This is a genomic window from Myxococcus sp. AB056, assembly GCF_006547365.1.
Classification (GTDB): domain Bacteria; phylum Myxococcota; class Myxococcia; order Myxococcales; family Myxococcaceae; genus Myxococcus; species Myxococcus virescens.
In genome coordinates, this window is sequence record NZ_VHLB01000010.1 from 83,543 (window position 1) to 110,344 (window position 26,802).

At 67.2% G+C, this 26,802-nt stretch carries 26 protein-coding genes and 2 pseudogenes; 11 read left to right on the forward strand and 17 right to left on the reverse strand.

Annotated features, from left to right (window positions below; all coding sequences use genetic code 11):
- The first annotated feature begins 779 nt into the window (after window positions 1-779).
- The gene (locus FMP39_RS06945; protein ID WP_194858272.1) at window positions 780-1,616 is read left to right on the forward strand and encodes a ferritin-like domain-containing protein; all 837 of its coding nucleotides are present in this window, start codon (window positions 780-782) and stop codon (window positions 1,614-1,616) included.
- Window positions 1,617-1,676: 60 nt separating this feature from the next.
- Here the strand turns inward: FMP39_RS06945 and FMP39_RS06950 are convergent, their stop codons facing one another.
- The 4 genes from FMP39_RS06950 to FMP39_RS06965 form a co-directional block, all read right to left on the reverse strand.
- On the reverse strand, window positions 1,677-2,921 hold the full coding sequence (locus FMP39_RS06950) for an MFS transporter (protein WP_141589188.1): 1,245 nt from the start codon (window positions 2,919-2,921) through the stop codon (window positions 1,677-1,679).
- A gap of 404 nt (window positions 2,922-3,325) precedes the next feature.
- The gene (locus FMP39_RS06955) at window positions 3,326-4,306 is read right to left on the reverse strand and encodes a hypothetical protein (protein ID WP_141589189.1); all 981 of its coding nucleotides are present in this window, start codon (window positions 4,304-4,306) and stop codon (window positions 3,326-3,328) included.
- A gap of 717 nt (window positions 4,307-5,023) precedes the next feature.
- Window positions 5,024-7,576 (reverse strand): galactose oxidase-like domain-containing protein, encoded by a 2,553-nt coding sequence (locus tag FMP39_RS06960; protein ID WP_141589190.1) that lies wholly within the window; start codon window positions 7,574-7,576, stop codon window positions 5,024-5,026.
- 600 nt (window positions 7,577-8,176) lie between these two features.
- Entirely contained in the window at window positions 8,177-8,455 is a 279-nt protein-coding gene (locus tag FMP39_RS06965; RefSeq protein WP_141589191.1) for a hypothetical protein, read from the reverse strand.
- Between the two features lie 658 nt (window positions 8,456-9,113).
- Here FMP39_RS06965 and FMP39_RS06970 point away from each other — a divergent pair.
- Window positions 9,114-9,533: an MAPEG family protein gene (locus FMP39_RS06970; protein ID WP_141589192.1), complete on the forward strand. Its 420-nt coding sequence runs from the start codon at window positions 9,114-9,116 to the stop codon at window positions 9,531-9,533.
- A 295-nt stretch (window positions 9,534-9,828) separates the two neighbouring features.
- Here FMP39_RS06970 and FMP39_RS06975 read toward each other — a convergent pair.
- Window positions 9,829-10,032 (reverse strand): annotated as a pseudogene (locus FMP39_RS06975) (transposase); the annotation flags it as partial.
- Between FMP39_RS06975 and FMP39_RS37345 the strand changes: the two are divergent.
- Complete coding sequence (locus tag FMP39_RS37345) at window positions 10,033-10,527, forward strand: ATP-binding protein (protein WP_228557737.1); 495 nt, start codon at window positions 10,033-10,035, stop codon at window positions 10,525-10,527. It abuts the pseudogene before it with no gap.
- A 470-nt stretch (window positions 10,528-10,997) separates the two neighbouring features.
- On the opposite strand, the gene FMP39_RS38650 is transcribed toward FMP39_RS37345, so the two are convergent.
- Both FMP39_RS38650 and FMP39_RS06990 read right to left on the reverse strand, forming a co-directional pair.
- A complete protein-coding gene (locus FMP39_RS38650; RefSeq protein WP_141589194.1) occupies window positions 10,998-11,573 on the reverse strand; it encodes an RICIN domain-containing protein in 576 nt (191 codons plus the stop codon).
- 123 nt (window positions 11,574-11,696) lie between these two features.
- Window positions 11,697-11,951 (reverse strand): annotated as a pseudogene (locus FMP39_RS06990) (ISKra4 family transposase); the annotation flags it as partial.
- A gap of 516 nt (window positions 11,952-12,467) precedes the next feature.
- Between FMP39_RS06990 and FMP39_RS06995 the strand changes: the two are divergent.
- Window positions 12,468-13,025 carry an oxygenase MpaB family protein gene (locus tag FMP39_RS06995; protein WP_141589196.1) on the forward strand — a complete coding sequence of 186 codons (558 nt, stop codon included), beginning with the start codon at window positions 12,468-12,470 and terminating at the stop codon, window positions 13,023-13,025.
- 109 nt (window positions 13,026-13,134) lie between these two features.
- Here the strand turns inward: FMP39_RS06995 and FMP39_RS07000 are convergent, their stop codons facing one another.
- Both FMP39_RS07000 and FMP39_RS07005 read right to left on the reverse strand, forming a co-directional pair.
- On the reverse strand, window positions 13,135-14,070 hold the full coding sequence (locus tag FMP39_RS07000; protein ID WP_141589197.1) for a cation diffusion facilitator family transporter: 936 nt from the start codon (window positions 14,068-14,070) through the stop codon (window positions 13,135-13,137).
- A 56-nt stretch (window positions 14,071-14,126) separates the two neighbouring features.
- Entirely contained in the window at window positions 14,127-14,678 is a 552-nt protein-coding gene (locus FMP39_RS07005) for an RNA polymerase sigma factor (RefSeq protein ID WP_228557738.1), read from the reverse strand.
- Window positions 14,679-15,274: 596 nt separating this feature from the next.
- On the opposite strand from FMP39_RS07005, the gene FMP39_RS07010 reads away from it, so the two are divergent.
- The gene (locus tag FMP39_RS07010; RefSeq protein ID WP_141589199.1) at window positions 15,275-15,604 is read left to right on the forward strand and encodes a hypothetical protein; all 330 of its coding nucleotides are present in this window, start codon (window positions 15,275-15,277) and stop codon (window positions 15,602-15,604) included.
- A gap of 261 nt (window positions 15,605-15,865) precedes the next feature.
- Here the strand turns inward: FMP39_RS07010 and FMP39_RS07015 are convergent, their stop codons facing one another.
- Entirely contained in the window at window positions 15,866-17,140 is a 1,275-nt protein-coding gene (locus FMP39_RS07015; protein ID WP_228557739.1) for a hypothetical protein, read from the reverse strand.
- A 241-nt stretch (window positions 17,141-17,381) separates the two neighbouring features.
- On the opposite strand from FMP39_RS07015, the gene FMP39_RS07020 reads away from it, so the two are divergent.
- Entirely contained in the window at window positions 17,382-18,302 is a 921-nt protein-coding gene (locus tag FMP39_RS07020; protein ID WP_141589200.1) for a hypothetical protein, read from the forward strand.
- Between the two features lie 130 nt (window positions 18,303-18,432).
- On the opposite strand, the gene FMP39_RS07025 is transcribed toward FMP39_RS07020, so the two are convergent.
- Entirely contained in the window at window positions 18,433-18,666 is a 234-nt protein-coding gene (locus FMP39_RS07025; protein ID WP_141589201.1) for a GFA family protein, read from the reverse strand.
- A 361-nt stretch (window positions 18,667-19,027) separates the two neighbouring features.
- On the opposite strand from FMP39_RS07025, the gene FMP39_RS07030 reads away from it, so the two are divergent.
- Window positions 19,028-19,387, forward strand: a complete 360-nt coding sequence (locus tag FMP39_RS07030) for a DUF3175 domain-containing protein (RefSeq protein WP_141589202.1) — start codon at window positions 19,028-19,030, stop codon at window positions 19,385-19,387.
- A 630-nt stretch (window positions 19,388-20,017) separates the two neighbouring features.
- Here the strand turns inward: FMP39_RS07030 and FMP39_RS07040 are convergent.
- Together FMP39_RS07040 and FMP39_RS07045 are read right to left on the reverse strand one after the other, a co-directional pair.
- A complete protein-coding gene (locus tag FMP39_RS07040; RefSeq protein WP_228557740.1) occupies window positions 20,018-20,806 on the reverse strand; it encodes a DUF4163 domain-containing protein in 789 nt (262 codons plus the stop codon).
- Window positions 20,807-20,972: 166 nt separating this feature from the next.
- Complete coding sequence (locus tag FMP39_RS07045; protein WP_141589205.1) at window positions 20,973-21,410, reverse strand: YciI family protein; 438 nt, start codon at window positions 21,408-21,410, stop codon at window positions 20,973-20,975.
- A 72-nt stretch (window positions 21,411-21,482) separates the two neighbouring features.
- On the opposite strand from FMP39_RS07045, the gene FMP39_RS07050 reads away from it, so the two are divergent.
- Together FMP39_RS07050 and FMP39_RS07055 are read left to right on the forward strand one after the other, a co-directional pair.
- Entirely contained in the window at window positions 21,483-21,671 is a 189-nt protein-coding gene (locus tag FMP39_RS07050; protein WP_141589206.1) for a hypothetical protein, read from the forward strand.
- A 38-nt stretch (window positions 21,672-21,709) separates the two neighbouring features.
- Complete coding sequence (locus FMP39_RS07055; protein ID WP_255508461.1) at window positions 21,710-22,177, forward strand: hypothetical protein; 468 nt, start codon at window positions 21,710-21,712, stop codon at window positions 22,175-22,177.
- A 17-nt stretch (window positions 22,178-22,194) separates the two neighbouring features.
- Here FMP39_RS07055 and FMP39_RS07060 read toward each other — a convergent pair whose 3' ends face one another.
- From FMP39_RS07060 to FMP39_RS07075, 4 genes are all read right to left on the reverse strand, one after another.
- Window positions 22,195-22,962, reverse strand: a complete 768-nt coding sequence (locus FMP39_RS07060; RefSeq protein WP_141589207.1) for a glutathione S-transferase N-terminal domain-containing protein — start codon at window positions 22,960-22,962, stop codon at window positions 22,195-22,197.
- Window positions 22,959-23,699, reverse strand: a complete 741-nt coding sequence (locus FMP39_RS07065; RefSeq protein ID WP_141589208.1) for an alpha/beta hydrolase — start codon at window positions 23,697-23,699, stop codon at window positions 22,959-22,961. The genes FMP39_RS07060 and FMP39_RS07065 overlap by 4 nt, the downstream gene beginning before the upstream one ends.
- Before the next feature lie 438 nt (window positions 23,700-24,137).
- On the reverse strand, window positions 24,138-24,713 hold the full coding sequence (locus tag FMP39_RS07070) for a putative immunity protein (protein WP_228557741.1): 576 nt from the start codon (window positions 24,711-24,713) through the stop codon (window positions 24,138-24,140).
- A 317-nt stretch (window positions 24,714-25,030) separates the two neighbouring features.
- Window positions 25,031-26,158: an MYXO-CTERM-anchored inactivated metalloprotease gene (locus FMP39_RS07075; RefSeq protein WP_228557742.1), complete on the reverse strand. Its 1,128-nt coding sequence runs from the start codon at window positions 26,156-26,158 to the stop codon at window positions 25,031-25,033.
- A 68-nt stretch (window positions 26,159-26,226) separates the two neighbouring features.
- On the opposite strand from FMP39_RS07075, the gene FMP39_RS07080 reads away from it, so the two are divergent.
- Window positions 26,227-26,436, forward strand: coding sequence for a hypothetical protein (locus FMP39_RS07080; protein WP_141589209.1), 210 nt, complete (start codon window positions 26,227-26,229; stop codon window positions 26,434-26,436).
- A gap of 5 nt (window positions 26,437-26,441) precedes the next feature.
- Window positions 26,442-26,759: a hypothetical protein gene (locus tag FMP39_RS07085; protein ID WP_194858274.1), complete on the forward strand. Its 318-nt coding sequence runs from the start codon at window positions 26,442-26,444 to the stop codon at window positions 26,757-26,759.
- The last annotated feature ends 43 nt before the right edge of the window (window positions 26,760-26,802 follow it).

Genomic DNA, 26,802 nt, shown 5'->3' on the forward strand with positions numbered 1-26,802 from the left:
GTGTTGATTGGGACCTGGTGAGCGCGTTTCTGAGGCAGAGAAGTCAGCCGCCCCCAGGTCGAGAGCGCGGATACTGATTTCTGCTGCCTGGAGATCGCTCTGTATCATTGCTACAGCGACGCGACCTTCACGACATGGGTTGGAGAAACCTATTGTGAGTGTCGCCGCCTGGCGGCGCATGCCGGGGCGCGCACCCAATATGCCGAGGTGGTGTATGCCGAGCCTTGTTTGGGCGCGGCTCTGGATTGTGCGCCGACGGTTGAGTGATGGGCGTGTGTGCTCATTGGACGTGAGTCGAGCAGTCTCCCCTGGGACTCACCCCAGCGCGCTGCAGGGGCGCGCATGCGAAGAGTGGTCGACGGCGACCCCTGCGTGCGGCCGACCGGCCCTTGTCCACCGTGTAGCGGCGTGCACAGGTGTGCTGCGACCGCGCCACCCATTGCACGCCCGGGGCTTCTCGGAAGGGCCAACGGCGCTGGCATTCTCGGTGCATTGCCGACGACACTCGTGAGACCGAGGCACGTCGCCGCGGACTCTCGAAGGGGTTGGCCATGGCTGCAGTGACCGTGATTCTCGTTGCCCTCCTGATCGTGGGGGCTTTCGTGGGCGGACTCGTCCTCATGCTCCAGAAGCACCAGCCCCGGGTCATGAGGGTCCTCGGGGGCATCATGGCACTCGGCACCGCTGTGACGGTGGGGGCCCTGGTTTGGCTCGCCCACCTGATCAGCTCCACCAACTTTTCGAAGGGGAGGGTCCTTCGCCTGCGTGGACGAACGCGCGTGGCTCGCCGGGCGCTGGGGGCGGGCTGGGCGGATGACGCCGTTCCGGATGTTTCGGGACTCACACCCTGGCAGCGAACGGTGCTCGGGGAGGTCTGGATGTACTCAGCGGGCCTGGAGCATGCGTCCGTTCCCGCCTTCTCGAAGTTGTCACTCAAGCTCTCCGCGTTGGGGGCGCCCTCGGAGCTCCTGGAGGACTGTCACCTGGCGGCGCTGGATGAGATTCGTCATGCCAGGCGGTGCTTCGCGCTCGCCAACGCCTACTCGGGAGTGGGCTGGACGGCGGGAACGATTCCGGAGCTTGGACAGGGAAGTACGCCGCCTTCCCCGATGGATTCAGGAGACACCTGGGCCCGGCTCGTGCGCGGTTCGCTGTTGGATGGATGTCTTGCCGAGGGGATGGCCTCCCTGGTCGCCGGCGAAGGCGCCAGGCGGGCCTCAGACCCTGTCGTGCGGGAGACCTTGTCGGTCATCTCCGAGGACGAGGGGCGGCACGCCGAACTGGCCTGGGACGTCATCGCGTTCGCCCTGAAGCGGGGTGGCCGGAGTGCAAAGGACGCGTTGCGCGAGGCCCTCTTGGCGCTGGAGTCGCAGCAGACGCCCGCGCTCCCTCGCATCCCGGGCGTCGACGAGGATTTCCTCGCGCGAAACGGCGTCCTGCCCCAGGTGGAACTGGGGCGACTGATGGCGGTGTGCATTGAGCGGACGCGCGCCCGGGCGGAGGCGCTGCTGGAGCCGTCGAGCCTCTCGAAGCGGCACGGCCCCAGTGACTTCCAGGTGGCGCCCGCTTCCTCTTCGCGCGACGCGGTGCCCATGGAGGTCGCGCCGCGCTGCTGACAGAAGTTCTTCGGGGCAGGCCCTTGCGGCGGCCTCCCCCATGTGGTGCCCCTCACACCCTCAGCTGGCCAGTTCCTGGGATTGAACTGGGGGGATTTTGGGCTCACCGAAGGACATCAGCCGACGGTGTAGCGGCGTGAGCAGTCCGAGAAGGATCACCAGCACGCCGGTGACCTGCAGGAGCCGCTCGATGGAGACCACTTCTGCCAGGGGCCCGAAGAGCAGCATGGACAGTGGCATCAGCGAGGTGGAGAGCATGGTCATCACGCTGATGACGCGGCCCAGGTAGGCCGGCTCCACGCGCTCCTGGAGCATCACCATGGCGGGCGTGTTGTAGAGCGGCAGCGCCACGCCGAAGATCCCCATGGCCGCCAGGTACACCCCGAAGTGAGGCACCACGCCGAGGGCCACGGTGCACGCACCCATGATGAGGTTGGATGCGACCATCGTCCGCATGCGGCTGTTGAAGCCGCCCCACGCCGCGAGCGCGGCGCCCCCCAACATCATTCCCACCGAGAAGACCATTTCGATGGCCGACAGCCTCCACACCTCGTCCCCGAAGCTTCGCGCCGTCTGCAGCGGCGTGAGGAATGCGGCCGGAGTGATGAGGACCATGATGAATCCCAGGTAGCCGAAGAACGGCACCAGGTGCGCGTGGCCGCGGATGTAGCGGAAGCCGTCTTGGATCTCCGTCAGCTGCGAGGCCCCCTCCTGCTCCGGCGCGCGGGGGCGCGGCTCTACCTGGACGAAGATCGTCACCAGGGTGATGGCCAGGGCCGCTGTCACCACGTCGATGTAGAAGAGCACCTGCAGGGGGGCCACGGACATGAGGAAGCCAGCGAGCGCGGGTGCCCCCAACATGTTGACCGAGTGGAGGGTGCCCTGGATGCTGTTGACCCGCATCAGCTGGTCCTCGGGCACCAACTGCGGCAGCAGCGCGCCGACCGCCGGCTGTTGAACGGCCGTCCCCACGGAGCGGATCGCCGCGGCCAGGAAGAAGAGCCACAACTCCGTGCCGCGCAAGGTGAACACCACGGCCAGCGCCAGGGTCACCAGCGCAATCATCGCATCGGCGAGGACGATGAGCTTGCGGCGGTCGTACCGGTCGGCCCAGACGCCCGCGAAAGGCGAGAGGAGGAACGTGGGCAGGAAGCCGGCCACGATGTAGAGCGTCATCATGACGCTCGAGCGTGTCTGCAGCGTCACCTGCCACAGGAGCGCGTACTGCACCAGGGAGGAGCCGAGTAAGGAGAGGGCCTGGCTGCCCAGGAACAGGGCTGTGTTGCGCTTCCAGGAGGCGTGCATGGCGCGCACTGTAGTCGCTGGCTGAGTATCAACAACCATACCGGTCTGGATGACTCCATACTGGACGTATCTTTCTCTTCGGCTGCGAGTGAAGTTCGCTCAGTCGCTAGACACCTCAGGAAAGACTTCCCAGGCGCGGAGGGAAGTGAGCCCGCCTGGATTCGAACCAGGCCCCCATCGGTCATGAGCCGCGGTGGGGCGGGTTGGCGGGGGCTCGCAACCTGCGGAAGCGTGGTATGGGGGCCTGTTTCCATCACGGTCAGCGGGGATGGGAATTGGCTGACGCAGTATTGTCAGGGCTCGACTTCGACCTGGGCCAGGGGGCGTAGGGCGCTCGCCCGATTCGCCGCGAAGCCGCCCTTGAGTTATCCGGGCGGCTTCGCGTCATTCCTGGAGCGGGCGCATCAGGCTCCGGGCAGCACGAGAATTCGCACGAGCCCGGAGTTGTCGTTGACAGGCGCGTCCGCGAAGCGCACCTGCAGGGGTGCGTCCTCTCCCGTCAGGTCGTAGGTGTACTTGTGCTCGGCCGCGTTGAAGTCCGCCGTGGATGCCGGGTGCTTCCAGGTCTTTCCTCCGTCGAGGCTGACCTGGACGGCGCTCGCCCTGAGCGGAGCGGCCGCCGGGGGCTTCACGCCCGCGAAGACGAACTCCGGGTCGAAGCCGACGTTGCGATTGGTGACGCCCGGGCTCGGGAACATCGGCGCGGGCTCGGGTTGACCGGACTGCGGGCCTGGGACGATGTTGTTCCCCCACACGTTGAAGGTGCCCTGCATCGTGACACGGTAGGGCTTGCCCTTCTGGAGCACCTGCTTGCTGGGAACGGGGGCGGCGCTCCGGGTGTTCAGCCACAGCTCCTCGGCGGGCACCACAACAATCTTCAAGCGCCCGGAGTTGTCGGTGACGGGCTTGTCGGCGATGCGCACCTGCAGCGCGGACTCCCCGCCCATCACCTCATAGCCATACTTGTGCTCGGCCGCGTTGAAGGCCGCCGTGGAGGCCGGATGCGCCCACGTCTTTCCTCCGTCGAGGCTGAGCTGGATGGAGCTTGCCTTGAGTGGAGCGGCCGCCGGGGGCTTCACGCCCGCGAAGACGAACTCCGGGTCGAAGCCGACGTTGCGGTTGGTGACGCCCGGGCTTGGGAACATCGGCGCGGGCTCGGGCTGGCCTGACTGCGGGCCCGGGACGATGTTGTTCCCCCACACGTTGAAGGTGCCCTGCATGGTGACGAGATGCGGCCATCCCTGCTTCAGCACCATCTGGCTCATCACGGGAGCGGCGCTCCGGGTGTCGAGCCAGACCTCTTCCTGCTGCTGCGCCCACGCGGGGGCGGCGGCCAACACCCACAATCCAGCACAACGCGCGGTCAGTTGCGAAAGACCTCTCATGCTCTCTCTCCATTGTCTCGAACGGGGACTTCGGATGCTCGGGAGCTTCTCTGCGAGTCTTGGGAGTGCAAGCGAGGGACCAGGAGGAGAGAGTCTTCACTGCTCAGGGCGTCCGCTCTGCCATCGGATGGAATGGGGCTCGAGGCGCTGTCGCCAGCGTGGGCCTGACACGTCAGGAGGCATGGGCTGGCACGGGGGTTGACGCGTCAGAGAGGGCTTCGGGCCCGTAGGCAGGCCAGGGCATCAACCCGTTTTCGGGGGGACTTCGTAACGAGCAGGTACGGAGGGGGGAATGCCGGCCAGGCCCAAGTGCTGACCGTCCGTCTCCCGCCGTCTTCGCGCCTGTGTCCGTTCTCACTCCGTCCATCGTGACGTGATGCTCTTGGAGGCCATTCGTGTCACATGGGCCCTTGCTTCGTCGTGTCTTTGTTCCTTCGATGGGTACCGTCCTCATGGGGGCGCTGGTGGCGTGTGGCGCTCCCGAGGAGGCGTCACCCTCCACGGAGCCCGTGGGCCAGGAGCTCCCCCAAGCAGGAGGTGAGGAGGGGAGGGTGGCCCCCCCAGGCAGCGGCCAGGAAGGAGCCGAAGAGGGAGAGGACGGCGCGTGTGGGCGTCAGCAAGCGGCTGGGGTTCTCCATCCTCCCCCACGAGGAGCTGGCCCCGGACATGGTCAAAGCGGTGAAGGTGCTCTGAGTCAAATCCGGGGCCGAGAGGTGGCTACTTCGCTTCGAGGTTCAGTTCGAGGTCGAACGCCACGTCGCTCGACTCCGCGTTGGCCTGCTTCACCATCACCGCGATGATGTTCTCCCCCACGACGAAGGCAGAGCCGTCGAACCTGGCCGTGCTGATGACGGCGTCCTTCAACACGCGGCTGGCGAAGGTGCCATGGCCGAGACCGTTGTCGACGTACCGCGAGTAGACGAGCTTCCCGTTCACCCAGATGGCCACGCCGTCGTCATGCAGCACGCGGAGGTTGGCGGTGCGGATGGCCTCGCCGAGCGTGAGCTTCTTGCGGAAGTAGACGCTCGGCTGGAGGGGTGTTGTCTTGTTGAGCACGGTGTGCTCGTCCCCGTCCCCATAGCCGAGCTTCGCGGGGCCCGAGCGCCATGCGTCGTCGTCGAAGTTGACCGACGTCCACTGCATGCCCGGGTTCACGTTGCTGTCATCGAACTTCCAGTACTCGCCGAAGGCGATGGCCTGGAATTGGGGCGTCCTGGAGATGGTGAAGGGCAGGTCCGTGCGGTCGTCGATGTCCGGACGCGAGGCGTCCGAGATTCGCAGCACGCCCTTGGACGTCTCGGTGTTCGGCACCGTCCACTCATAGAAGTCGATGTTGGGGACACCCTGGTCGACCAGGGTCCAGTTGGCCCCGTCGTCGGGCGAGAACTCCACCCGGACGTTGTCGACGCCCGCGCCGTGGGTCATCCACTGGAGCATCTGGACGTTGCCCGGGCGCAGCGTCTCGCCGCCGTTGGGGCTCTCCATGAAGAGGGCATCGTGCTGCATGCCGTCGGTGGTCACCTTCAGCTCCAGGTCGAAGGACAGGTCACTGGAGGTGGCGTTCGCCTGCTTCACCATGACGGCCAGCGTGTTCTCTCCCATCACGAAGCGGGCGCCGGAGACGGTCGTCTGGCTCAAGGTGTTGTCGGAAGCTGTGCCGGAGGCATAGGCCGAGTGCGCGGTAGAGCCGACATACTTGGAGAACACCTGGGTGCCATTGAGGAACACAGCCACGCCATCGTCGTGAATCACCTGGAGCGTGGCCTGCTCCACCATTCCGTGGACGGTGAACTTGCGGCGGAAGTAGACGGTGGGCTGCGCCGGCGTCGTCTTCTTCAGCACCGTCGCCTCGTCCGTCTCGCCATAGCCGAGCTGGGCCGGGCCCTTCTTCCAGGACGCGTCGCTGAAGCCTGAAGACGTCCAGGCGGAGCCCGGGTCGACGTTGCGGTCGTCGTACTTCCACTCGGAGCCGAAGGCCACCGCGGTGAAGCCGGGGTTGGGAGGAGGGTCCGTCGGGGGCGGCGTCGTGCCTCCTCCGCCGATGCGGATGATCTTCGCGACCGACGGCACCTTCTTCGCGTTGAGCAGGAACAGCATGTAGTGGCCGGGCGGCGCCACGTTCGGGTTGGGCGGCGCGACGACGTTGAGCCCCCCGCCGCTGGCGGTGAAGCGCAGCTTCATGAATCGCTGGTTCTCGTCGAAGGCGTGGGTGACGGAGCCCAGGCGAACCCAGGACGCCATGGTGATGCTGGCCGCCTCGGGGGTGTTGACGCGGAAGGTCTCTCCATAGGCGATGGACGCGGGCGCGGAGGTGATGGTGGGGCGCGGGCCATTGAAGAGATACGGCGGGGAGAAGACCTGCATCGTCTTGACGTAGCGGCTGCCCGCGGACAGCACGCGTCCGTCCGGCAACAGCACGGTGGTGGAGTGATAGCCGCGATAGGCCGACGCGGGCGCCAGCACCGACCACTGCTCGGTGACGGGGTTCCACAGCTCCGTCTCCAGGCGGGGGAAGTTGGGGTTGTCGGTGCCGGGGCCGCTGTGGCCGCCGGTGACGAGCACCGTGCCGTCCGGGAGCACGGTGCTGTTGTGCTGGCGGCGCACGTAGCGCATGGGCCGCACGGTGTGCCAGGCGGGCTTCGCGGCGTTGAGGTCGAGAACCTCCACGTTGTTGGTGGGGGGATTGTCGCCACCGGTGAGCAGCACCTTGCCGTCGTCATACATCACCGCGCTGCCCGCGTTGCGGCTGCGGGCGTAGTTGGTGCGAGGCCCGGAGGTCCAGGAGCCGGTGCCATTCGTGTCGAGGTGCCGCGCAGGCTTCCAGTACCCCGCCATGAGCGTCTTTCCCGTGCTCGTCACGAACATCCACGGGTAGTACATGAGCTCCAAGCTCGCACCCGTCAGGTTGCGCCAGGAGTTCTTCGACGTCTGCCAGACTTGGGGAATCAGGTTCTTGGTCGTGTCTTCCTTGGCGCCGCCAATCACCAGCATGTCCCCATTGGGGAGCGTGGTGACGGTGGGGTACCAGCGGCCGGCGTTCATGTTCGGCAGCCGCGTCCAGGTGAGCTTGAAGGGGTCGAAGATGGCGGCGTAGGGCAGGCCGGAGTCATTCGTGATGTGGCCACCGGCCACGAGCAGCCGGCCATCCGGCATGAAGGCGTGGCCCGCGCAGAAGATGTTGAAGCCCGCCTTGGGCAGCGTGGTGAGGACGTTGGTCTGCGGGTCCCAGAGCGTGGGGGTGTCGCCGTCCCCGAACTCGGAGAAGAACATCACTTTCCCGGTGGGGAGCACGTGGGTGTGGACCGCAGAGTACGGCCACTTCTGGACGGGGGTCCATTGTCCCACGGAGGCTGGTTGTGCCTGGGCGACCGATAACGAGGCCCAGGCAGCGAGTAAGGCAAGACGCCACGGATGGAACATCAGACTGCCCCTTTGTTGGTTGAAAGGTCGCGCAACGGTAGGCACACGGCCCTTGCGAGCCACATCGTTCCGGCGTGCGTGGACAATGACGTGGGGTGGACCGAGCCCCAGCGCCTTCGTCGGGGCCCGGACCGTCCGTGAGGCACGCGTGTCGGATTTCCCAGCGGACTCGGATCGGTGGCTGCTCTAGAAGGCGCTGGTGAACGAGAAGTTCTTCGCGCTCTGTGATGCCTTCGGCGCGGAGAACGTGGGCATGCTCACCGGCGACGCGAGCATCAACCGCGACGCGCTGCCGCGCCCCTCGTGGGAGGGGGGCCCGGACAGGCGTGTACCCCAAGGGGGCTGCGCGGCCTCTCCACCGGCCTGGCACACAGCTCGGACGCCCCCGTCAGCGGCCCTCCTCGTCCCCTCTGCTCCTGCCCGCCACCCTCAACTGAGTCCCTATTCGTCTTATGCGCAGAGGTCCATCGACGCGGTGAGCGCCGTCAGGCTCGTGCCGCAGCCGGGCGTGGACGGCGGGATGAAGCCCGCGCTGCAGTTCGTGTTGGCGGACGGGTCGGACAGGTACAGACCACGGATGAACTGCACCTGCGAGGGCGTCAGTTGGTGCCCGTGCAACTCGAAGAGCAGCTTCAGCTGGGAGACGACCTCCGTGCGAAGCTGCGCGCCACCGGCTCCGGCAGGGAGACCCGAGGCGAGCCCCTGCTGCAGTCCAGCCCGTACTGCCACGGCACCGCGCAGATGTTGGACGGGTCTCCGGCGGAGGCCCAGGCCTGCTGCGTGTCATCACACGCGCCATTGAGGGACTGCGAGGCCCCCGACAGTGTCTCCACGTCGTTCAACTTCCCCTTGGTAGCCTCTCCGCAGGCCACCAGTGCGCAGAGAACTGCGAGACACCACGGGCTCGACGGACGCATGAAACACACTCCTCCCATGGAGCACCCGCGTGTGCGCGGCTCCCGGGTCTCCGGGCGCATCCAGGGCGCCCTCTGTCAGGGACTGCGATGGGAACCGTGCGGGCCCCGGCTCTGGCAGGAGCGAGGGCCCTCGGCGGGGTCATGAAGGCTGTCAGCGATGGGAACGGAGCCCGCGCCGGATATTCCCGGGGATTATTCCGCTCCCGGTGCGCCCGGGCTCAGCCTCGAACATGGCCCACGGGTCGTCTGGTCCATGTCTTCGCCACTTCGATTGCTTCGACGGCCTGCACCTTCGGCGAGGTGTCTCACTGCAGGCGGGTCAGCTACCCCTGAGCGCGAGAAGAGTGGTCGTCAGCCAGCGCTCCACCCTCTGCCGAATGGCCCCATCGCGTACCCGGAGGCAAGTGTGCCGGATTCAGGTGGCCAGCCACGAGTTGCGCCGTGCCGCGGCATGGGGCAGGGAAGCAAACATGCACAGCCCCATTCTCGCTCCCATCGTCGCGCTCGTGTCCTGGTCCATGGTCATGTGGGCATGGATGTATGCCACACGCTTGCCGGCCATGTTCAAGGTCAGCATGAAACCCGACCCGTATGCACCGCGCGGTGAGCAGATGAGCCAGCTGCCGGCCAAGGTGCGCTGGAAGGCCGACAACTACAACCACCTGATGGAGCAGCCGACGATCTTCTACGCCATCACCCTGGCACTGGCGCTGCTGGGCGAAGGAACTGGCCTCAACCTGCTATTGGCCTGGAGCTATGTGGGCCTGCGCGTGGTGCATAGCTTGGTGCAGGCGCTCATCAACAAGATCGAGCTGCGCTTCGCGCTCTTCGTGCTGTCGTCACTGGCGCTGTTCGGACTGACGTTCAGGGCGGCCATGGCTGTGTTCTGACCAGGTCACGGCTCGCCGCGCAGGCGGCCTGGGCAGGCGTATATACGCGGTGGCGATCTCCGTCAACTTGCCCGCCACGGTGGGCTCACTCGCGACGGCCCGTGCGACGCGCTCCGCGAGCAGGTCGTAGCCCTCGGGGGCCAGCGCCGCCAGGAGGGACTGCTTGTTCGTCCCCTCAGTTCCTGCCCGCCACCCTCAACTGAGTCCCTATTCGTCTTACGCGTAGCCCGCGCGGAGCTGGCAGATGCGTTCACGACGTTGCAGCTGCCATGGGCGACGTAACTGAGAGTTCCTTTCAATAATGCCCGGCAAGCCTCCGCAGCAGGATGAGGCTGCAGCCCAGGTGAAGGAGGGCGATGTGGATGTCATCCCGGCGCTCCTCGCATATACGCAACCGCTTGAGGTTGTGGAGCCACGCCAGCGTGCGCTCCACAGCCCAGCGGTATCGCCCCAGCCGCCGGCTCGACTCGATGCCCTTGCGAGCGATGCTCGGGATGATGTGGAGTTGGGCACCTGCGCCTTCCTTGAGCGCCACGACAATGTCCTCATCGTCGGCCCCACCGGCGTCGGCAAGTCCCACGTGGCCCAGGCCCTCGGCCACCGCGCTTGCTTCAGCGCCCTCTACGTCGGCGCCCATGAAATGCTCACGCACCTGCGCGCCGCTCGGGGCGACGGCAGCTACGACAAGCGCCTCCTGCGCTTCACCTCGCCAGACTTGCTCATCATCGATGACCTCGGCCTGCGTGGGCTGACTCAAGAAGAGCCGATGGACCTCTACGAGGTGGTCCGTCAGCGCTACGAGCGCCGTAGCACCGTCATCACTTCCAACCGCTCCATTGAGGAGTTGCCGCCCCTTTTCGGCGCCCCACTCATGGCCAGCGCCGCCATGGACCGACTGCTCCATCACTCCCACGTCCTCGTCATCGAAGGCGACAGCTTCAGCAAGCCGTCTCCCTCCCTGCGTCGCAAACCCTCGGCCTCCGAGACCCGGTAGCACGCAGCGGATCCTCTTGGCCGACCGACCTCATCAGCGCTGCGAGCTCGAATCGCCGCTCCATAACGGATCAGTAGGGCGATCCGCTTGGCCGAACCTCATGCGAGCCATAGCCCCGGTCCTTGACACTTCAGTTCCTGCACTGCCGGGGTGAGGTTCGGAGAGGGCCCGAGGCGGACGGGCCCGTCGGCATCCAGTTGCGGGAGCCGCAGCTCCAGTGCTCGATGTGCGGCTTCTGGGAAATGCGCCCGGCGCAGGGCGAGGTATTCATAAAAGTGTGGCATGGTGGTGGAAAATCCAGCATCTACCTTCAAGATGGTTCAGGCCGACTTTGCCGTCCATCTCTTGGTAGTCGCGCTCCACGCACCAGCGTAACCATGCCGACGGACCAGTTTCAGGCCTCGCTCGGGTGCCGGGTCGGGATGGGTCGACTCAAACACTTACTGCACGAGCCAGAGCCGTTTGATGATTCACCAGGGATAAGAGCTATGCCAATACCATCGAGTGTGTACAAGTGTGCAGCGACTGGGGGGTTCATGTACCACGTAGTGCGGACCATCGGCCTCTTGGCGAATGCCAAGACATCCGCCGCTATGTAGCGTGCGAATTACATTGTAGTAAAATGGGTACTCCGAGTGGGAGTATGACTGGAAATAAAAACGCTGATTTATCCCCCCGTGACAGATTGCCTGAACGACGACTGCGCCAGAGCCAAGAGCCCCCCCGAACACATCTAGGCATTTATTGTCATGCGCAGCCCGGATATCGAATGTTCCGTCCGGATATTCGTATAGATCGAATTTTTGACTTGGAATGAACGGATTGGCATAGCTAACCACCGCCCTGATCCCCTCACTTGTCGAGGACCCAAGAATATCAAGAAACCATCCTTGCTGGGTCGGATTCCCATGCTCGTATGGGAATTGGCCACTCCTAAATCCAGAATCTGAAGACTTGATGGTGGTGGACGGCTGAGCACCTACTGGGAGCGCAGTCGCGAAAATGATTAGGAAGGTCCAAGTCCAAGATGGCATAAGGATGTTCATGCTAATGTCTGTAGTGAAGGCGTGGTTGGATTGCAAGGATTAATTGGCTTTGCCGAATATCTCTCCTTCAACGGTTGTGATAGCGGCAATGTGTGCCGCAGGGGCTGGCGCCCATCCTGAGCACGCGGCGCGCTGCACCTCTGCACGCTGCGGCGCGAGCGTGAGGTTCATGGCGGCGTCCCATCGTTCCGAGAGCACCAGGGCTCGCAGGTCCAGGATGTGCTGGCCAGACTCCTCTTTCCAGCGCGCTCCCGGGCGCTTCATGCGCAGGGCGACCAGCGACTTGCAGGTTGCCTCGACGTTGCTGCTGCCGATGGGCAGCCCCCGCGCTCGTGCCTCGGCGTAGTGCATTCGCTCGCCGTGGTTTTCCATGTAGGTGGTGTTCTCCCAGGCAGGAGGTGAGGAGGCGAGGGTGGCACCCCAGGCAGTGGCCAGGAAGGAGCCGAAGAGGGAGAGGACGGCGCGTGTGGAGTGGGCAGAACTGCTGAGGAGGACCTTGGACTTCGACGTATGCACCTGCGTGAGGTGTGGATGCAGGCGGCGGGTGCTGGCGTACGAGAAGGAGGCGGGAGGGGTGCGAACGATTCTGGAGCAACTGGGACTGCCCACGGCGAGTGAAAGGCTGGCCCCGGCGCGAGGGCCAGCCCAGGCCGCGTGGTGTTGAGGCTCAATCCATCGCCAACAGGCCCAGGCCCCTGCGGCGCCCCTCGTGGGAGGGCGGCCTGGACAGGGGTGTACCCCAAGGGGGCTGCGCGGCCTCTCCACCGGCCTGGCACACAGCTCGGACGCCCCCCGTCAGCTGCCCTCCTCGTCCCCTCTGCTCCTGCCCGCCACCCTCAACTGAGTCCCTATTCGTCGTATGCGCTATGCGCCTACGACATCTCCAGTGATGACATGCGCTACGTGCTCTCCACCTTCGTGGTGACGCCCGTGCGCTGGCTCGCGGACTTCGGCTGGCGCTCGCTCACCCCCCACGAGGTGACGGCCTGCGTGAACTACCACCGCGCCATGGACCGCCACATGGGCATCCGGGACATCCCAGAGACCTACGAGGCCTTCGCCACGCTCCTGGATGACCATGAGGCCGCGGACTTCGCGTTCGACGCACGCAGCAAGGCGGTGGCGGACGTCACGCTGGAGCTGCTCACCACCTTTCCTCCCTCGAACCTCGCGCCCAAGCGACTGGTCCACCTGTTCGCCCGTTCGCTGCTGGAGAACGCGCTGCTCGACGCGTTCCACTACGCCCACCCGTCCCGGCTCAGCCTCACGGTGACCCGCATGGCGCTCAAGGCCCGCGGCGCCTTCGTGCGCTACGCGCTGTCGCCCCGCGAGGAGCCCCTCTACGGCCGGCAGCGCCCCAACATCCGCAGCGACCCGAATGGCTACACCGCTGACTCGCTGGGCACCTTCCCCAAGACGTGCCCCGTGAAGCACGGCACCCGGCGCGCCTGAGCACCCAATGGAGCCGGGGCCGGGCGCGTCCTGTCCCCCCGGCCTCCGCTCCACGCAGAGGCCGGAGCTTCACGCCCGTGGGCACCACGGCCGGCTCCGGGCCGCCGCGTCAGGCAGGCTCGAACGCGAGCTGGCAGCAACCCGTGAGCGCCCCCTCCTCCACCTGGAGCGTGATGTGCTCGATGCCGAACTCGTCATGGAGCCGCCGCTTTACGTCGTCGAGGAAGGCGTCGTCCAGCCGCGGCTCCCTCATGACGAGGTGCGCGGTGAGCGCGGCCTCGGTGGTGCTCATGGCCCAGACGTGCAGGTCATGGACCTCGGACACCCCTGGAGTCTGTGCGAGCCGCTCGCGCACCTGACGCACGTCGATGTGGCCCGGCACCGCCTGGAGCGCGAGGTTGACGGAGTCCTTGAGCAGCCCCCACGTCCCCACGAAGATGAGGCCCGCGATGGCCAGCGTCACCACCGGGTCCAGCCACGCCCAACCCGTGTAGTAGATGAGGAGACCCGCCAGGACGACGCCCAGCGACACGGCCGCGTCAGCGGCCAGGTGGAGGAAGGCGCCTCGGATGTTGAGGTCGCGCTCGCGGCCCTTCCAGAAGAGCAGCGCCGTGGCCGCGTTGACGACGATGCCCACGCCCGCCACCGACATGATGGTGAAGCTGGACACGGTGGTGGGCTGCCCCAGCCGTCGCACCGCCTCCCAGCCCATGCCGCCCACCGCGACCAGCAGCAGCAAGGCGTTGAGCAGCGCGGCCAGGATGGTGGCGCTCCGGAAGCCGTAGGTATGGCGCTCCGTCGCCTTGCGCCGGCCCAGGACGCTCGCGCCCCAGGCGAGGACGAGCCCCAGCACGTCACTCAGGTTGTGCCCCGCATCCGCCAGCAGGGCGAGCGAGCCGGACAGGATGCCATACGTGGCTTCGATGCCGACGAAGGCCAGGTTGAGACCGATGCCGAGCATGAAGGCCCGGCTGTGCGAGTCGGGCGCGGCGTGCGCGTGCCCGTGTCCGTGAGAGTGCGAGTGGGAGTGCGAGTGTCCCGCCATGGAGAACGGCTCCTTCGTTCCAGTTCTCCCTCCTGACGACGCGCCTGGGCCCCCGGTTACAGTCCGCCCGCCTCCTCGCAGGGGCAGTCCACGCAGCCCTTGCGGCAGCAAGTGGTTCCGCACGCCTGCTCCAGTCTCCGGCCCAGCGCCTGCCGGGCCCGGTGGAGGCGCACCTTCGCGTTGGTGTGGGTGATACCGGCCGCCTCCGCGAACTCCGCCAGGGTCTGCCCGTCCAGGTCCACCCGCTGGAGCGCGTCGGAGTACTCCGGTTTCAGGGTGGTGGTGAGCGTGGAGACACAGGCGCAGACGGTCCGCTCCAGTTCGGCTGCGTCCTCGGTGGACAGGGGGCTCTCCTCGGCGAAGGCCCGCAGGGCGCGCCCTTGACGCTGCTCGTGCCGGTAGCGGTCGATGAGCGCGTTGCGAAGCAGGCGGTAGAACCAGGCCACCGCTCGCTCCTCCTCACGCAGGGTGCTCCCGCGCTCCACGCTCTTGAGCAGCGCGGCCTGGAGCACCTCCTCCGCCGCCTCGGCGCTCCCGACGTGGGGTGTCAGGAAGGCGAGGAAGCGCTGGCGGTTCTGGAGCAGGAGCGCGAGGACCTCGGGGGACATGGCCCCAGCCTCGCACATCGCGGTGCATCAGCGGGCGGGGACTTCCTGCGTGGGACAAGGCCACGGTGGCGGGAATGGCCCACAGCGCGTCGCCTCGCGTGTCAGAGGTCAGCCAGTCGGGGACCGGCAAGGCGTTAGATGGCACCGGCGCACTCGGCGGCAGGACGTCCTTCACCTTGTAGACGGCGCCCGGTGGCGCGCGGGCCAGGGCCTGCACTGGCACCTCCGAGGTCTCCTTCACCGCATCCACTGCCGCCGAATCCACGGCATCACCGCACCCCAGGCCCGCCACCCCCAGGCCCGCCAGGACTCACCAGAACCCGACGCGCATGTGCCCACTCCTCGCCTGCCCGAAACCTGCTGACGGTGAGCCACCCGGTGGCGGGAGCGAACTGCCCTGGAGGGCAGCCCCCGGAGGAAATCCGATGCTTCGGCGCCCACCGCGGGGGTGACATCTCCCGCGCGCCCCCCGGGCCTGGAGGACACCTCAGAACAACGGATGGGGCCACCCAAGGCGCGCCACACCTGGTGCGTGCTTCAGCGCGAGGAAGGGGTGATTCATCATCCCGGGCTTCCCCATCCGAAAGGAGCCTTGCATGAATGTCTCCCGCCTCGCCGCCTCATGGGCCGCCGCGCTCTCCCTCTCCCTCATCGCTTGCGGAGGCGGAGACGCCTCCCTGGATGTCCCCGAGGGCGAGGCGCCCGCCACCGTCGAGCAGGGCCTGGGCGTTCCGCCGCATTGCCCGAACGGAGACCTCATCTACTGGGTCGAGAACGTGCAGGCCTGTACGATGAAGTGCGGTACCACCCGCAAGCCCGGGAAGCCCTCGACGCAGTACGCCGCTTGTCAGTCCAACATGACGGGCACGCGCACGCTCATCAACGTCCAGTACTGCCTCCCTGACTGCGAAATCGTCATCGATTAGGCCTCCCACCGGGAAGGCACGCGTCAGGCCCTCGCCATGAAATGCCCGCTCTGACGCCACCTGGCGAGGCATTACGAGCGCCTCGCGCGCTTCCCGGAGAAGAGGGGCATCGTCGGTGCCGCCGTGTGCGCCTTCAATCCCGTCTTCGGCCGGGGCATGTTCGTGGCGGCCGGGGGCGCGGCGCTCGTGCGCGGCGAGACGACGGCGAGCGGTCCGGTTCGAGGAGCCGGACCGCATCGACGGGCGTCGTTGGTGTGCTCGCTACTTCGAGCAGACCGTCACCTTGAACTCATCTTCGATCCCCGAGGCGTAGGAGAGCGGGGCATAGGCCCCTCCACCCTTGTAGGTCCCCGAGAAGCCTACGTCGTCGTAGAGCCGGCAGAACCCGCCGTCGCTCGCGACGCGCACGAGCGCCGCGCCACGGGTCGACTGCGCGAGCGGGATGCCGAGGGCGTTCTTCTCGACCATCGTCGTGCCGGAGGTGCGGAGCTTCACCAGCGTACCGCCGAAGGACTTGACCTGCCTGGAGACCGAGCCATTGAGCTTCGCGTCGTTCGTCGACCAGGCCTTGGGGAAGCGATCAACCCGGCCCGCGGCGGTCAGTACCTCCTTGAACTTCTTCGCCTGGGCCTCGAGCGGCTTGAAGTGATCGGCGCCGATGGTCACGCTCGCCGAGGCGGTGAGCTCGGCGAACTCGCTGGCGACCTGCTTGGCGTGCGCGGCGGGCTCCTTGACGCGCGCGAGCCAGGCGTTGGAGAGCGCGCCATCCTGCTCGAGCGCGGTGAGCGCCTCCTGGTCGACCTTGAGCTGATCCTCGAGGCGCGCCTTCGCCGCGAGCGACACGTATGTTTCGGCAATCTTCTGATGGTTCCCGGCGAGCTCGCAGACCACCTTCGGCTGCTTCGCACGCCCTTCGTCCTCGTAGTACTTCTGAATCGTCGGGTACTGGCGGTCTTCGCACTCCTTGGCGAGGGCGGAGAGCGCGAGGATCGCCCCCATGTCCTCCCGGACATGCCCGAGCGCGCCTCGCACCTGTCCGTCGCGGGCCATGAGCCCAGCCTGGATGGCGGCGCCGTGGCGATCACCGATGGTCGTGAACCGGGCGCGGCGCTCCAGGTCGAGCTGCATCTCGCCGTGGGCCGCGTTCACCTCCTCGCTCGCCTTCTTCCACTTCGCGGTGGACTCCGAGAAGAACGTCTCGAAGCTCGAGGTGTCCCAGTCCTTGTCCCTCTCCTTGATGCGAGCGATGCGGGTCTCGACGTCATCGAGCATCTTCGCGATCTCGTCGAGAATGTTGGGGTCCTTCCAGTCCGACCTCTCGAACTTCTTGGTGATGCTCTTCATCTTGACTTCGACCGTCTGGATGTCGACCTTGGCGGGGCTCTTGTTCGCACCCGAAGGCGCGGCGAACGCCGTGCTGGCCGTCGCCAGGTGCATGACGGCAGCAAGAAGAAGTGCGGCGCGCGCGCTTCGGCTGGCGTTGCGCTGCTCGGAGGAGGGACGGAAGTTGGATCGCTCAAGCGACTGGGTCGACAAGTAGGGACTCCTGAGGGTTGGGATGGCGAGGGGCCCGGGGCAGCGAACCAGCGCTTTCGCGCCCACCTCGTCGCGGTGGCCCCTGAGTGAGAAGCTCGGCTCGTCGGCTGTACGGAGCACGCACGCCCCCGGGAGGTCAGTCGAACGGGCTCTGCGCATAGAGCCGCGTGCTTGCCTATCCGCACGCTCCGCCGCACCCCGTTCGGGATGATCTCGTCACCGCACGCGGTTCGCACCGCCCATGACGCTCCCAAACTTCTTCAGAGCTTCGTTCATCTCCGCGCTTGTCATTGGCACCGCCGCTCCGGCGCTCGCCGCCCCGGCCACTGCTCCCGCTCCCGTGGCGGAGGTCGGTCCGAACGGGGTGGGGATGCTGTTCCCCTCCGAGCCCTCCGGCAGCAGCTTCCACCTCGGCGACGGCGACCCCACCGACTCCGAGCCATTCTTCGACATGGAAGGCGACGAGGCCACGCCCGGCCTCGAATCCGGCGTCCCCTATTGGTCGACCACCGGCCACCGCGTCACGTACGCGAGCGGCAAGCCCGCCGGAAAGACGGTGCGGCTCCACCTCCGTCCCGGCGGCGGCGAGCAGTCCTTCACCTGGCGTGACGGCGCCCTCGAGAACGGCTTCATCGGCAGCCCCGACGATCTCCTGAACTTCGAGGCCACCGTCTACGTGCGCGTCCACGAGGACAACGGCACGCACCACTCCATGTCCTGGAAGATGCGCGGCGGCCAGCACACGAAGCCCGAAGTCGCGCGCTCGAGCTGCGTCGGCATGGACGTCCCGTTCGGAGGCGCCTCGCCCCAGGCCTACCGCGAGCTCGACCACCCGACCTACGACCACCTCTCGCTCACGCCCCACTTCGACTATCAGTTGCAGGAAGGCCGCTGGCTCGGCGTGAAGGTGGTCTCGTATCTGGTCGAGGGTGGCACCCGGAACCTGCTGTTCCTCGACACCAATCCCTTCGACGCCTCCGGAACGCCGCGTAACGAGTTCCGCCTCTTCACCGAATGGCACGACCGCGACGGCGAGAGCACCGGTCACTACAATCGGGCGGCCACATGGGCCGGCTGGGAGACGACGTTCCGCGTGGACGGCTGGCGGCGGGTCGACTTTGCCTACCCCTCGGCACGCGAGATTATGCCGCCGACCCCGTAAGCGCCCTGGCGCTACGCGCGCTCGCGGTCGTGGGGCTGCTCGCCCCAGTCGATCGCGAGCGCGCCGCGTCCGGTCGGCGGTGAAGCGATCGATTCGCGGTATGCGCTCGGCAGAGAAGTGACAAAAACAATCACCTCTCATGCTGCGGCAAGCCATCGGTGATTTCGTAGGAGTCGCCCTTCTCTTCGATGAAGATGTGCATTTTCACCGTCGTGTTCGTGGGGCCCTCGAAGGCGCCCATCGCGATGCCGAGCCAGTCGTGCATGCGCGTGTCGAGCGGGTCCCAGAAGAGGGAGGCCCCGCACGTGCGCCAACTGCTCGCGACGGCCGCTGGCGTGGGCTCCTCGCGAGGCGTGAACCGCATTGAGTGAGCGGGCCAACGAGTCAGGCAGCCGCTTCCGAAGGCCCTCGTGAGTCGGCCGCTCCAGCGCCGCGTGGAACTTCGAGCCTGTCGACGCCTCACGCCATGAACAGCGTCACGACAGACGGGGTGTGGCCGGCCGGTGCCGGGCCGAGGGATGCAACGTCCAGGGCCCGGCGATATCAGCCAACCCACCTCGCATCGTCTGCTTGGAGGCCACGGGCCGCGCGGCTCGTGTACTCCGAGGCGACACCGCATTCCGGAGTCCTTGGACGTGAGCACAAGCAAGGGAACATCCCGGCGGGCACGCCCGACCCAGGCAGAGGTCGCGGGCCGCGGTCCGAAGTCACCGGAAACGCGCGGGATGCCCACTCCGCCGTCTCAACAAGCCCCGAGACCAGCGCGTCACCAGCGCGAGCCGGGTGAAGGCCAGCAGGAACGCCGATGGTCCCGCGACGTGACGGAGCGAAGCAACGCGCTCGACCTCGAAGAGGGAGTCTTCACGCGGGACCCGAAAGACATGGCCCGCTCACTGAAACGCTCGGCGGAACAAAGCAGCCGGCGGAAGGCTTCACCCTTTCAGTCCGCCATGTCGATGCTCACGTTTTTCGAAAACCGAGCGGGCCGCGGCCTGACGCCGGAAAGGCGGCAGGCCCTCGAGCAAGCCAAGGATGAGCTCCGGAGACTCTACGGCCGGCCGACGAAGGGCACACCACCCGCCTGATGCGATGCCACGTCCTATCTCAAGGCCGAGGAGGTGGCGCCCGTGCTTGTCCAGGTCCCTCCCGAGTGGCGGTGCCTGTGCGCCACGGCCGTCGATACCGGAATGAGGCGGGGCGAACTCGTGGCTCTCCAGAAGGGGGACGTAGACCTTGAGCTGGGGGAATGCCTCGTCACGAGGAGTTGGGAGGCGGGCACCACGAACTGCGGCCCTCCCTCGTCCAGGAGATGCGAGCGAGCCCCTCGGGGCTGGTGTTCCCTCGCCCGGATGGCTCGATGCACTCCCGAACGTGGACCTTGCCGCCGCTGCTCTGCTCAGCGATGAATCGTGCCCAGCTTGTCGAGAGGGTGGGTCCACAAGTGCCGCTGCTGTGGACACGTCGAGCACGCTCCCAAGGCTGACGTGCGCCGTTGGCGGTGGTGCAGCGCATCCTCGGGCACTCCTCGCCCACCGTTACGGCTGGCGTCTACGGCCACCTTGACGTCGCGGACATGCGTGCGGGCCTGGAGCAGCTCCGCTTCTGACCCGCCGAGGAGCCCCTTGCAGCGGTGCTCCTACTGGCCGTGTCGGGATTTCGCCAGGGACCTGGATTGCCACGCCGAGGGCTGGCGCGAGGGGGCTCTCCCGACTCACTCACTCCTGCTTCGGTTCGGGCGACTCCCACGTGAAATGCACGGAAGGGGCCTTCACCGCCTTCGCATCCTTCATCAGGAAGCCCTCTTCCCGCTGGGCCGCGCGCTTGATCGCTGGCCGCAGTTCCGCGGGGATGGTCAACAGCACGCCCACCACGAAGCTCCGCCCCCGGCACGCCTCGGCGGCGTAGCCGAACGAGATGCGCACGGCGACCTTGTTGCCCTCGATGTGGTGGAACGCGACCGAGCGCTTCACGGACTCGAGCCCACCGGAGTCGAAGCCCACGCAGTCCTCGCCGGGCTCCAGGCTCTGCATCAGCGCCTCCACCGTCCTGGCGCTCTTGAACGCCGCCTCATCATGGATGTGCTTGCGGATGAAGCGGTCCGCCTTGAGCGCCGCGACCACGTCCTTCTCGGGAAACACGCTCAGCAGCGAGAAGGCACCCTTGGGCTTCGTCACGTCCTCGGTCACGTAGGACGTGCTCGCGTACGGGTGCGCGCCCCCGGTGAAGCCCGAGTCCGAATTCTCGTAGCTCACCCAGGGGCCCACCACCGACAGTACCTTGATGGACTGGGAGCCCTCCCAGCCGAACGTGTTGGTGCCCTCCTCGGCCTTGAAGTTGGAGAGGAAGTCTGCCTGGCGTGACTGCAGGCCGAACACCTCCTTGCCATCGCGCAGGGCGCGTAGGTCCTTCGCGGACATCTCGAACGTGACGTCCGCTCCTGTCACCTTCCACTTGAGCGGCTGGGCAGGAGCCGCGAGCAGTGCCACCATCAACAGGGCGCTCATGTGCATGCGCGCCATTCTGCCCGGATTCCGCTCTGGGGTCAGGCGCTTCCCGAAGCGGAAGCGGAGGATGCGAGCATGGCACTCCGGGGCGGGGCAGGGGCCGAGGAAGGAGAGGACACCGCGAGTGCAGCGGGGGCAGGGCTGAGGTGGCCCGCCTGTGTGGGCGCTACTTGCCCGCGTCCTTCGCCACGTCCTTGGCATCCTCGACGGGTGGGGCTTGGGGGAACGCCAGGTAGCCCTTCTCCGTGTACCAGGCCATGACCTGCACCTTCAGCCGGCCCGCCTTTACCATCGGGTCTTGCTCGGCGAGCTGCTTCGCCTCCGCCTTGGTGGCGGTGCGGTAGATGCACGCGCCGCGCATGCCCACGTCGTCCTGCTCGTCGAAGGGGCCCGCGAGCACCATCTTGCCGCTCTCCCCCATGCGCGTGAGGTGCGCGAGGTGCTCTTTCTGTAGCTGCGCCAGCTCGGCCTCCGGCAGCTTCTTGGCGCCAGGCACGCGCTCGAGTAGGACGAGGTAGTGCCTGTCGAACTCGAACTTCTTCGCGGCGGGCTGGGCTGGTGCAGCGCCGAGGGTGAGCAGGAGCAGGGCGGTCGTGAGCGTCATGGTGAGGGTCCTAGGGAAGCAGGTGCGGGGAACCCTAGAGGCAGCGGCTGACGCGGCGCCACTTTCCGGTTGATGAGAGAAGGGCAATCCCACCACCCCGAGGTGGCGATGAAGGTGACGCTGAGCAGCGTGCTCGTGGACGAGCAGGCCAAGGCCCTCGCGTTCCATGCGGACGTGCTCGGCTTCGTGTTGAAGCTGGACCTCCCGGCGGGCGAGTACCCGGCTGAGCACGTCACGCCATCGTTAACAACGCGGCGCTGACGGCGCAGCACCCGCGCGAGCGCGGCCGCGCGCGTCGCGTGGCGGTGCTGGACGTGGACTACCACCACGGCAACGGCACCCAGGACATCTTCTGGGAGCACGCCGACGTGCTCGTCGTCTCGCTGCACGGCACGTCGGAGACGGAGTACCTCAACTTCCTCGGCTACGCCGACGAGCTCGGGGCCGGCGCCGGCGAGGGCTTCACCCACAACTTTCCGCTGTCGCGCGGAACCACCTGGGCGCAGTACAGCGCCGCGCTCGACTCCGCGCTGGACGCCGTGGCCCGCTTCGGCCCGGATGCGCTGGTGGTGTCGCTGGGCGTGGACACCTACGTGGGAGACCCCATCACCACCTTCGCGCTCGAGCGCGAGCACTTCCCCCTCATGGGCGGGCGCCTCGCGCAGCTGCGGCTGCCCACGGTGTTCGTGCGGGAGGGCGGCTACGCGGTGGAGGACCTCGGCCTCAACGTGGCCGGCGTGCTCGGGGGCTTCGACGCCGGACGCTGAAGGTGGGCGTAGGCACGCTACTCCCGGACGGGCTCGGCGGGCTGCTCGCTGCGCCGGTGCCGCGCGTAGAGCGCGTCGCGCCAGGCGACGATGTCCGGATAGCGCGTGCACAGCTGCGGGTGGACGCCCGCAGCGCGCGTGGCGGGGCCTACCGCGAGGTGCCCGCCGTCCACGGGTGACACGAACTGCAGCGTCACCGCCATCGCGAGGTCCGCGTAGGTGAGGCGGTTCGCGACGAGGTGGCGCTTGCCGCCCGCGAGCGCACGCTGCAGCGCTTCCAGCTCGAATACCAGCGTGGCCTCCGCCGCCTTGCTGTCCGGCATCCCGTACTTCCTACGCAGGAAGGCCATGGCGAAGTCCACCGCGGGCACCGAGAGCTGGCGCACGAAGCCAGGGAAGGCGGGTGGTTGCTGCTCCAGCTTCGCGGCGCGGTCGTTCGCGAGCCGGTCGAGGTATCGCACCCGCGCCGCGCCGAGCGCGGCCTCGCTGCGGGCGTTCCAGGCGGCGATCTCCTCGGCATGCTCGGCCGGAAAGAGCGTGTGCGCGCTGCCGTGCGCGTCCGCGTAGCGGGCGATGTGGAAGGAGTCGATGAGCGGCCCCTCGGGCGTGAGCAGCATGGGCGTGCTCACACGGCCCTTCAGTCGCCGCGCCCGCAGCCGCAGCGAGAGTTCGCCGATGAGCGGGTAGTGCTCGCGGTACGCATACGCGAGGCGGTGGTGGTCCAGCGCCCAGCGGGCCTTTTCGGACCAGGGAGAAGCGGCTTCGCCAATCAGGGTCCACGTCATTGCTGCGCCTCCGTGCGCAGCTGTTGCTGCAGGAAGGTGCGCCAGTCTTCGATGAGCTGCGGTGAAAAGTCGTGGCCGAGGTCGGGGTAGACCTTCACGTCGATAGGGATACCAGCTGCCTTCAGTGCGTCCACGCGCGCCGCGGTCTGCGGGGCAGTGGTGATGGGGTCGACTTCGCCTTGCAGCACCCACACGCGCCGCGTGGCCGGTGCATCGGGCGTGGGGTCTCCGAGCAAGCGCGAGCCCATGGGCACCGCGACGTCTACCTGCTCCGGGTGGCGCAGCGCGAGCGCCCAGGCGAGGTCTCCGCCGTAGGAGAAGCCCGTCACGGCGACGCGGCGGATGCGGGGGTGGGCGGCGCGCAGCTCGCGGATGAGCTCTGCGAGCCGCGCGGCCATCTGCTCCACGTCGGCGGTCTTCTCCTCGGTCGCCTTCTGCTCGTGGCCGGCGGCGAACCAGGTGAAGCCCTCCCTGCGCGGGTGCGGGCCGCGCGGTAGCACGACGCGGGTCGGGGTGCGCCAGTCCTCGATCAGCGGTCTCCAGAACCCGGGTGTGGACCCGGAGTAGTGCAGCGCGACGAGCATCGACTCTGGCTCGTCTGCTCCGACGGTGTAGGTCTCGTAGGTGAGCGCGGGTGCAGCAACCGGCGCCTCGCGGGGCGCCTGGGGCGGGTGGGCACACGCGAGACAGAGCGCAGGCAACATCCGGAGCACGGCGAGGTGCAGGGGCTTCATCATCAGACCTCCGACAGCGGAAGGGGAGACGCGGCGCTCACTGACTCTGCGGGCGTTTCTCGCTTGCCTGCACGCGCAAGGGAAGCTGGTTCTGGCGCGGCGGCAGCGGTCACAGGCTGTAGGCGGAGAAGGTGCAAGTGGGGTCGTAGGCCCGGTTGTAGTCCAGCACCACCGGGCCCCTACGATTTCACGCACCGCGCCGTTGGTCTCGTTGCGGTGGGCCTCGTCGCCTCCTGCATCGCCGCGAGCCGGTGTTTGCGCCCGCCGCACCGTCAGCCGCTCGCGCGCCACCAATTCGCCGTGGAGGCGGAATACCTCGTCCAGGCGCACGGCCAGTGTTCGGCGGGGGCGCACGTTCTCACCGAGCCGGACGGCTCATCGGGCTCCCCGGCGACGACAACCCGGCCCGGCACCGCGAATGCGTGAAGCCTCGGGCCTGCGTCACCCGGTGAAGACGCCCCAGCAGATGTCGTTCCGCGTCCGCTGGTCTTCGAGGACCAGCTCACGGAGGGTGGCGGGGAGCCGTTCCCGCTGCCATCCGAGCTCCTGCAAACGGGCCCCTTCCGCGTTACCCACGGCGACCGACGCGGCGGCGGCCCGGAGGGCGTACGCCGCCGCGCCCAAGTAGTGCGCAGCGACGTGGGCGACGGCCACCGCCTGGCCTGCCGCGAGAGCCGCGAACCTGGCCGGGTCCGGCAACCCACGCGCCGCGGCGTTGGCCACGAACGCGGTTTGGTGGGCGTCACGCATTCTCACTTCGCCCCTGATCCACGCCCGTCCCACGGCGATGGCGTCACGGGGGCGCGCGTCTTCAGGGCGCGCGTTCTCGAAGAAGGGCAGGACGTGCTCCGCGCAGAGGGCAGCCCACTCCGCGAGCAGGTGGTGGTCCTCGTCGGTCAGGCTCCCGCCACGACGAATCGTGATCAACCTGGGGTCTCGCTCTTTCGGCAGGATCGGCATCGCCAGATTCTCGCCCAGCCTCCTCGTCGACGCGATGGGGTCGGCGATGGGCGGCACGACAGGGACCTCCTGTCGCGCCGTGCTCCCCCACGCGGGCGAGGAGGAGGCAAGGAGGGGGCGCCAGGAGGCGGCGAGGCAGGAGCCGAGGATGGACAGGACGCCGCGAGTGGACTTTCGCGGGGCTGCTCAAGCAGGAGATTCGCGGTGGACCTGTTCGCCTGCGCCAGCGAGTCCATCGTTCCTTCGTTGGTGCCGATGAAGAACGTGTCCCGGGTGGCCGTCGCGGGATAGACCGTGCCCGCGCCGTTGTAGGCCACCGTCCAGCCCGAACCCATCCGTCATCTGGAGCGACAACCCCGAGCCCGTGTCCGTGTTCAGCCCCGTGTGCGTTGGCGAGTGCGTCGAGCCCCCATCAGGAGCATGAGCGCTCCGAAGAGTGGCACCGAGGAGGTGGTGGTGCAGCCGGACTTGGACGGAGCGCCGCCATCGCCGTCAGGGGGGCTGGCACCAGCGTCCGGGACACCCACACCCCCGTCAGCCTCCAACACACCACCATCGCCGGACGGGACGCCGCCACCACCATCCGGGACGTCGCCACCACCATCCGGGACGCCGCCACCACCATCCGGGACGCCGCCATCCGTTGAGATGACGCACCCGGGGGTTGGCAGCCCTCGAGGGTAGGTCTCACAGATGCCTTGGAGCGTGCCAGGGTCGATGATGCGCTTCTGCGTATCGCCCCAGGGCAGGACGCGAGACATCGTGGAATCGGTGCGTGTCAGCAGGGCCAACCCCAGCCCCTCGCCGATGGAGCGTGTCACCAGGCTCTGGACATCTCCGATGACGCAGCCGGGCTCGATGACTCCCTGGTCGCAGGGGGGACCATCCAGCGTGGTGAGCATGCCATTGCTGTTGTTGAGGCTGATCTCGGTGCCGAGAATCTCACCGGTGGAAAGCTGGAAATAGCTCGTCTCCTCGACGACGTCCCTTGGCGCGAAGGGCCAACAGTCATACTTGTCGGGACAGGATTCATTCTGCCAGCAGGCATCGTCATCGGGGACGATGTCCGGGCAGTTCACCTGGCGGAAGGTCACCAGCATCTTCCCGTCGAGAGGTCGCGGTGCGGGATGGGGCACATCCTCGCCGGGTGTGAACACCAGGTCCGAGCAACTGGCCACGGCCTGGTTCCAGGTGTTGAACGCGGCGGTGACTGCGGCCCTTTCTTCAGCGGTCGGGTGGCCACCCGAGGTGGTCATCGCATAGGTCACGGTCCTGTCGCCGCGGCACAATTCCAGCCCTTCGTATCGTGTACGTTCGTATGGCTGTGCCCGCGCGTTGGTCACACCGACGAGGACGACGAGAGGAATGAGAAGAAAAAATCTGGCAGGGGTCATGTCCGGAAAATCATAGACGGTGCGGGTGATACGCCGCGAGTTCCGGCTCAGGTCGAACAGAGCGGCAGTGGACTCGGCGCACCAGGTGATTGTCGCCCAACCCCTCACCAACCTGCCTCCGAGCGCCGAGCACCTGTTGGCACTGGTGGACCGGGTGACCATCCGCGCCCTACGGCATGACCGAGCAATTCATCAAGGCGCTGGCCGCTCACGTCTACGAGCCAGCGAAACTGGCGAGGCATCCCATCGAGTATCCGCGCACGTTCAGGCTCAGCGCGACTGGCTATGAGGTATACCTGTCCCAAGAGGAGGAGTTGCCGTGGCTTCGCGCACGTGTCGCGCAATTTCCTGGAAGCGATGATGCCTGGCTTGACTTCACGCCCTGAACCGCTTGTCGCCCGAGGCTTGGTGGCCCGCGACAGAGTTGGCGTGGCTGCGAGCGCTGGAAGGGAAGTACGCGGAAGCAGAGCCCTTGGCGAAGGTGGGGCGACACTTCGCACCCGAGAATCCCTATGCGCTCGAGACCTCGGCTCTGGTGGCCTTCCACCAGGGCCATTGCCGGGAAGCGGTCGCGGACCAACAGCAAGCGGTGGCGAAGTTCCCCAAGGAATGGCCCGAGGAAGAGCGAGCGCGGTTCAAGCAGGCGCTGGATGCGTATCAGCGTGGGAGCTCGTCCGAGGCGGCTCCGGCGGCGCCATTGAATAGGTAGCGCGCCAGGCGTGCGTGTCCCGGTGCTCATGCCGGTGGAGGTT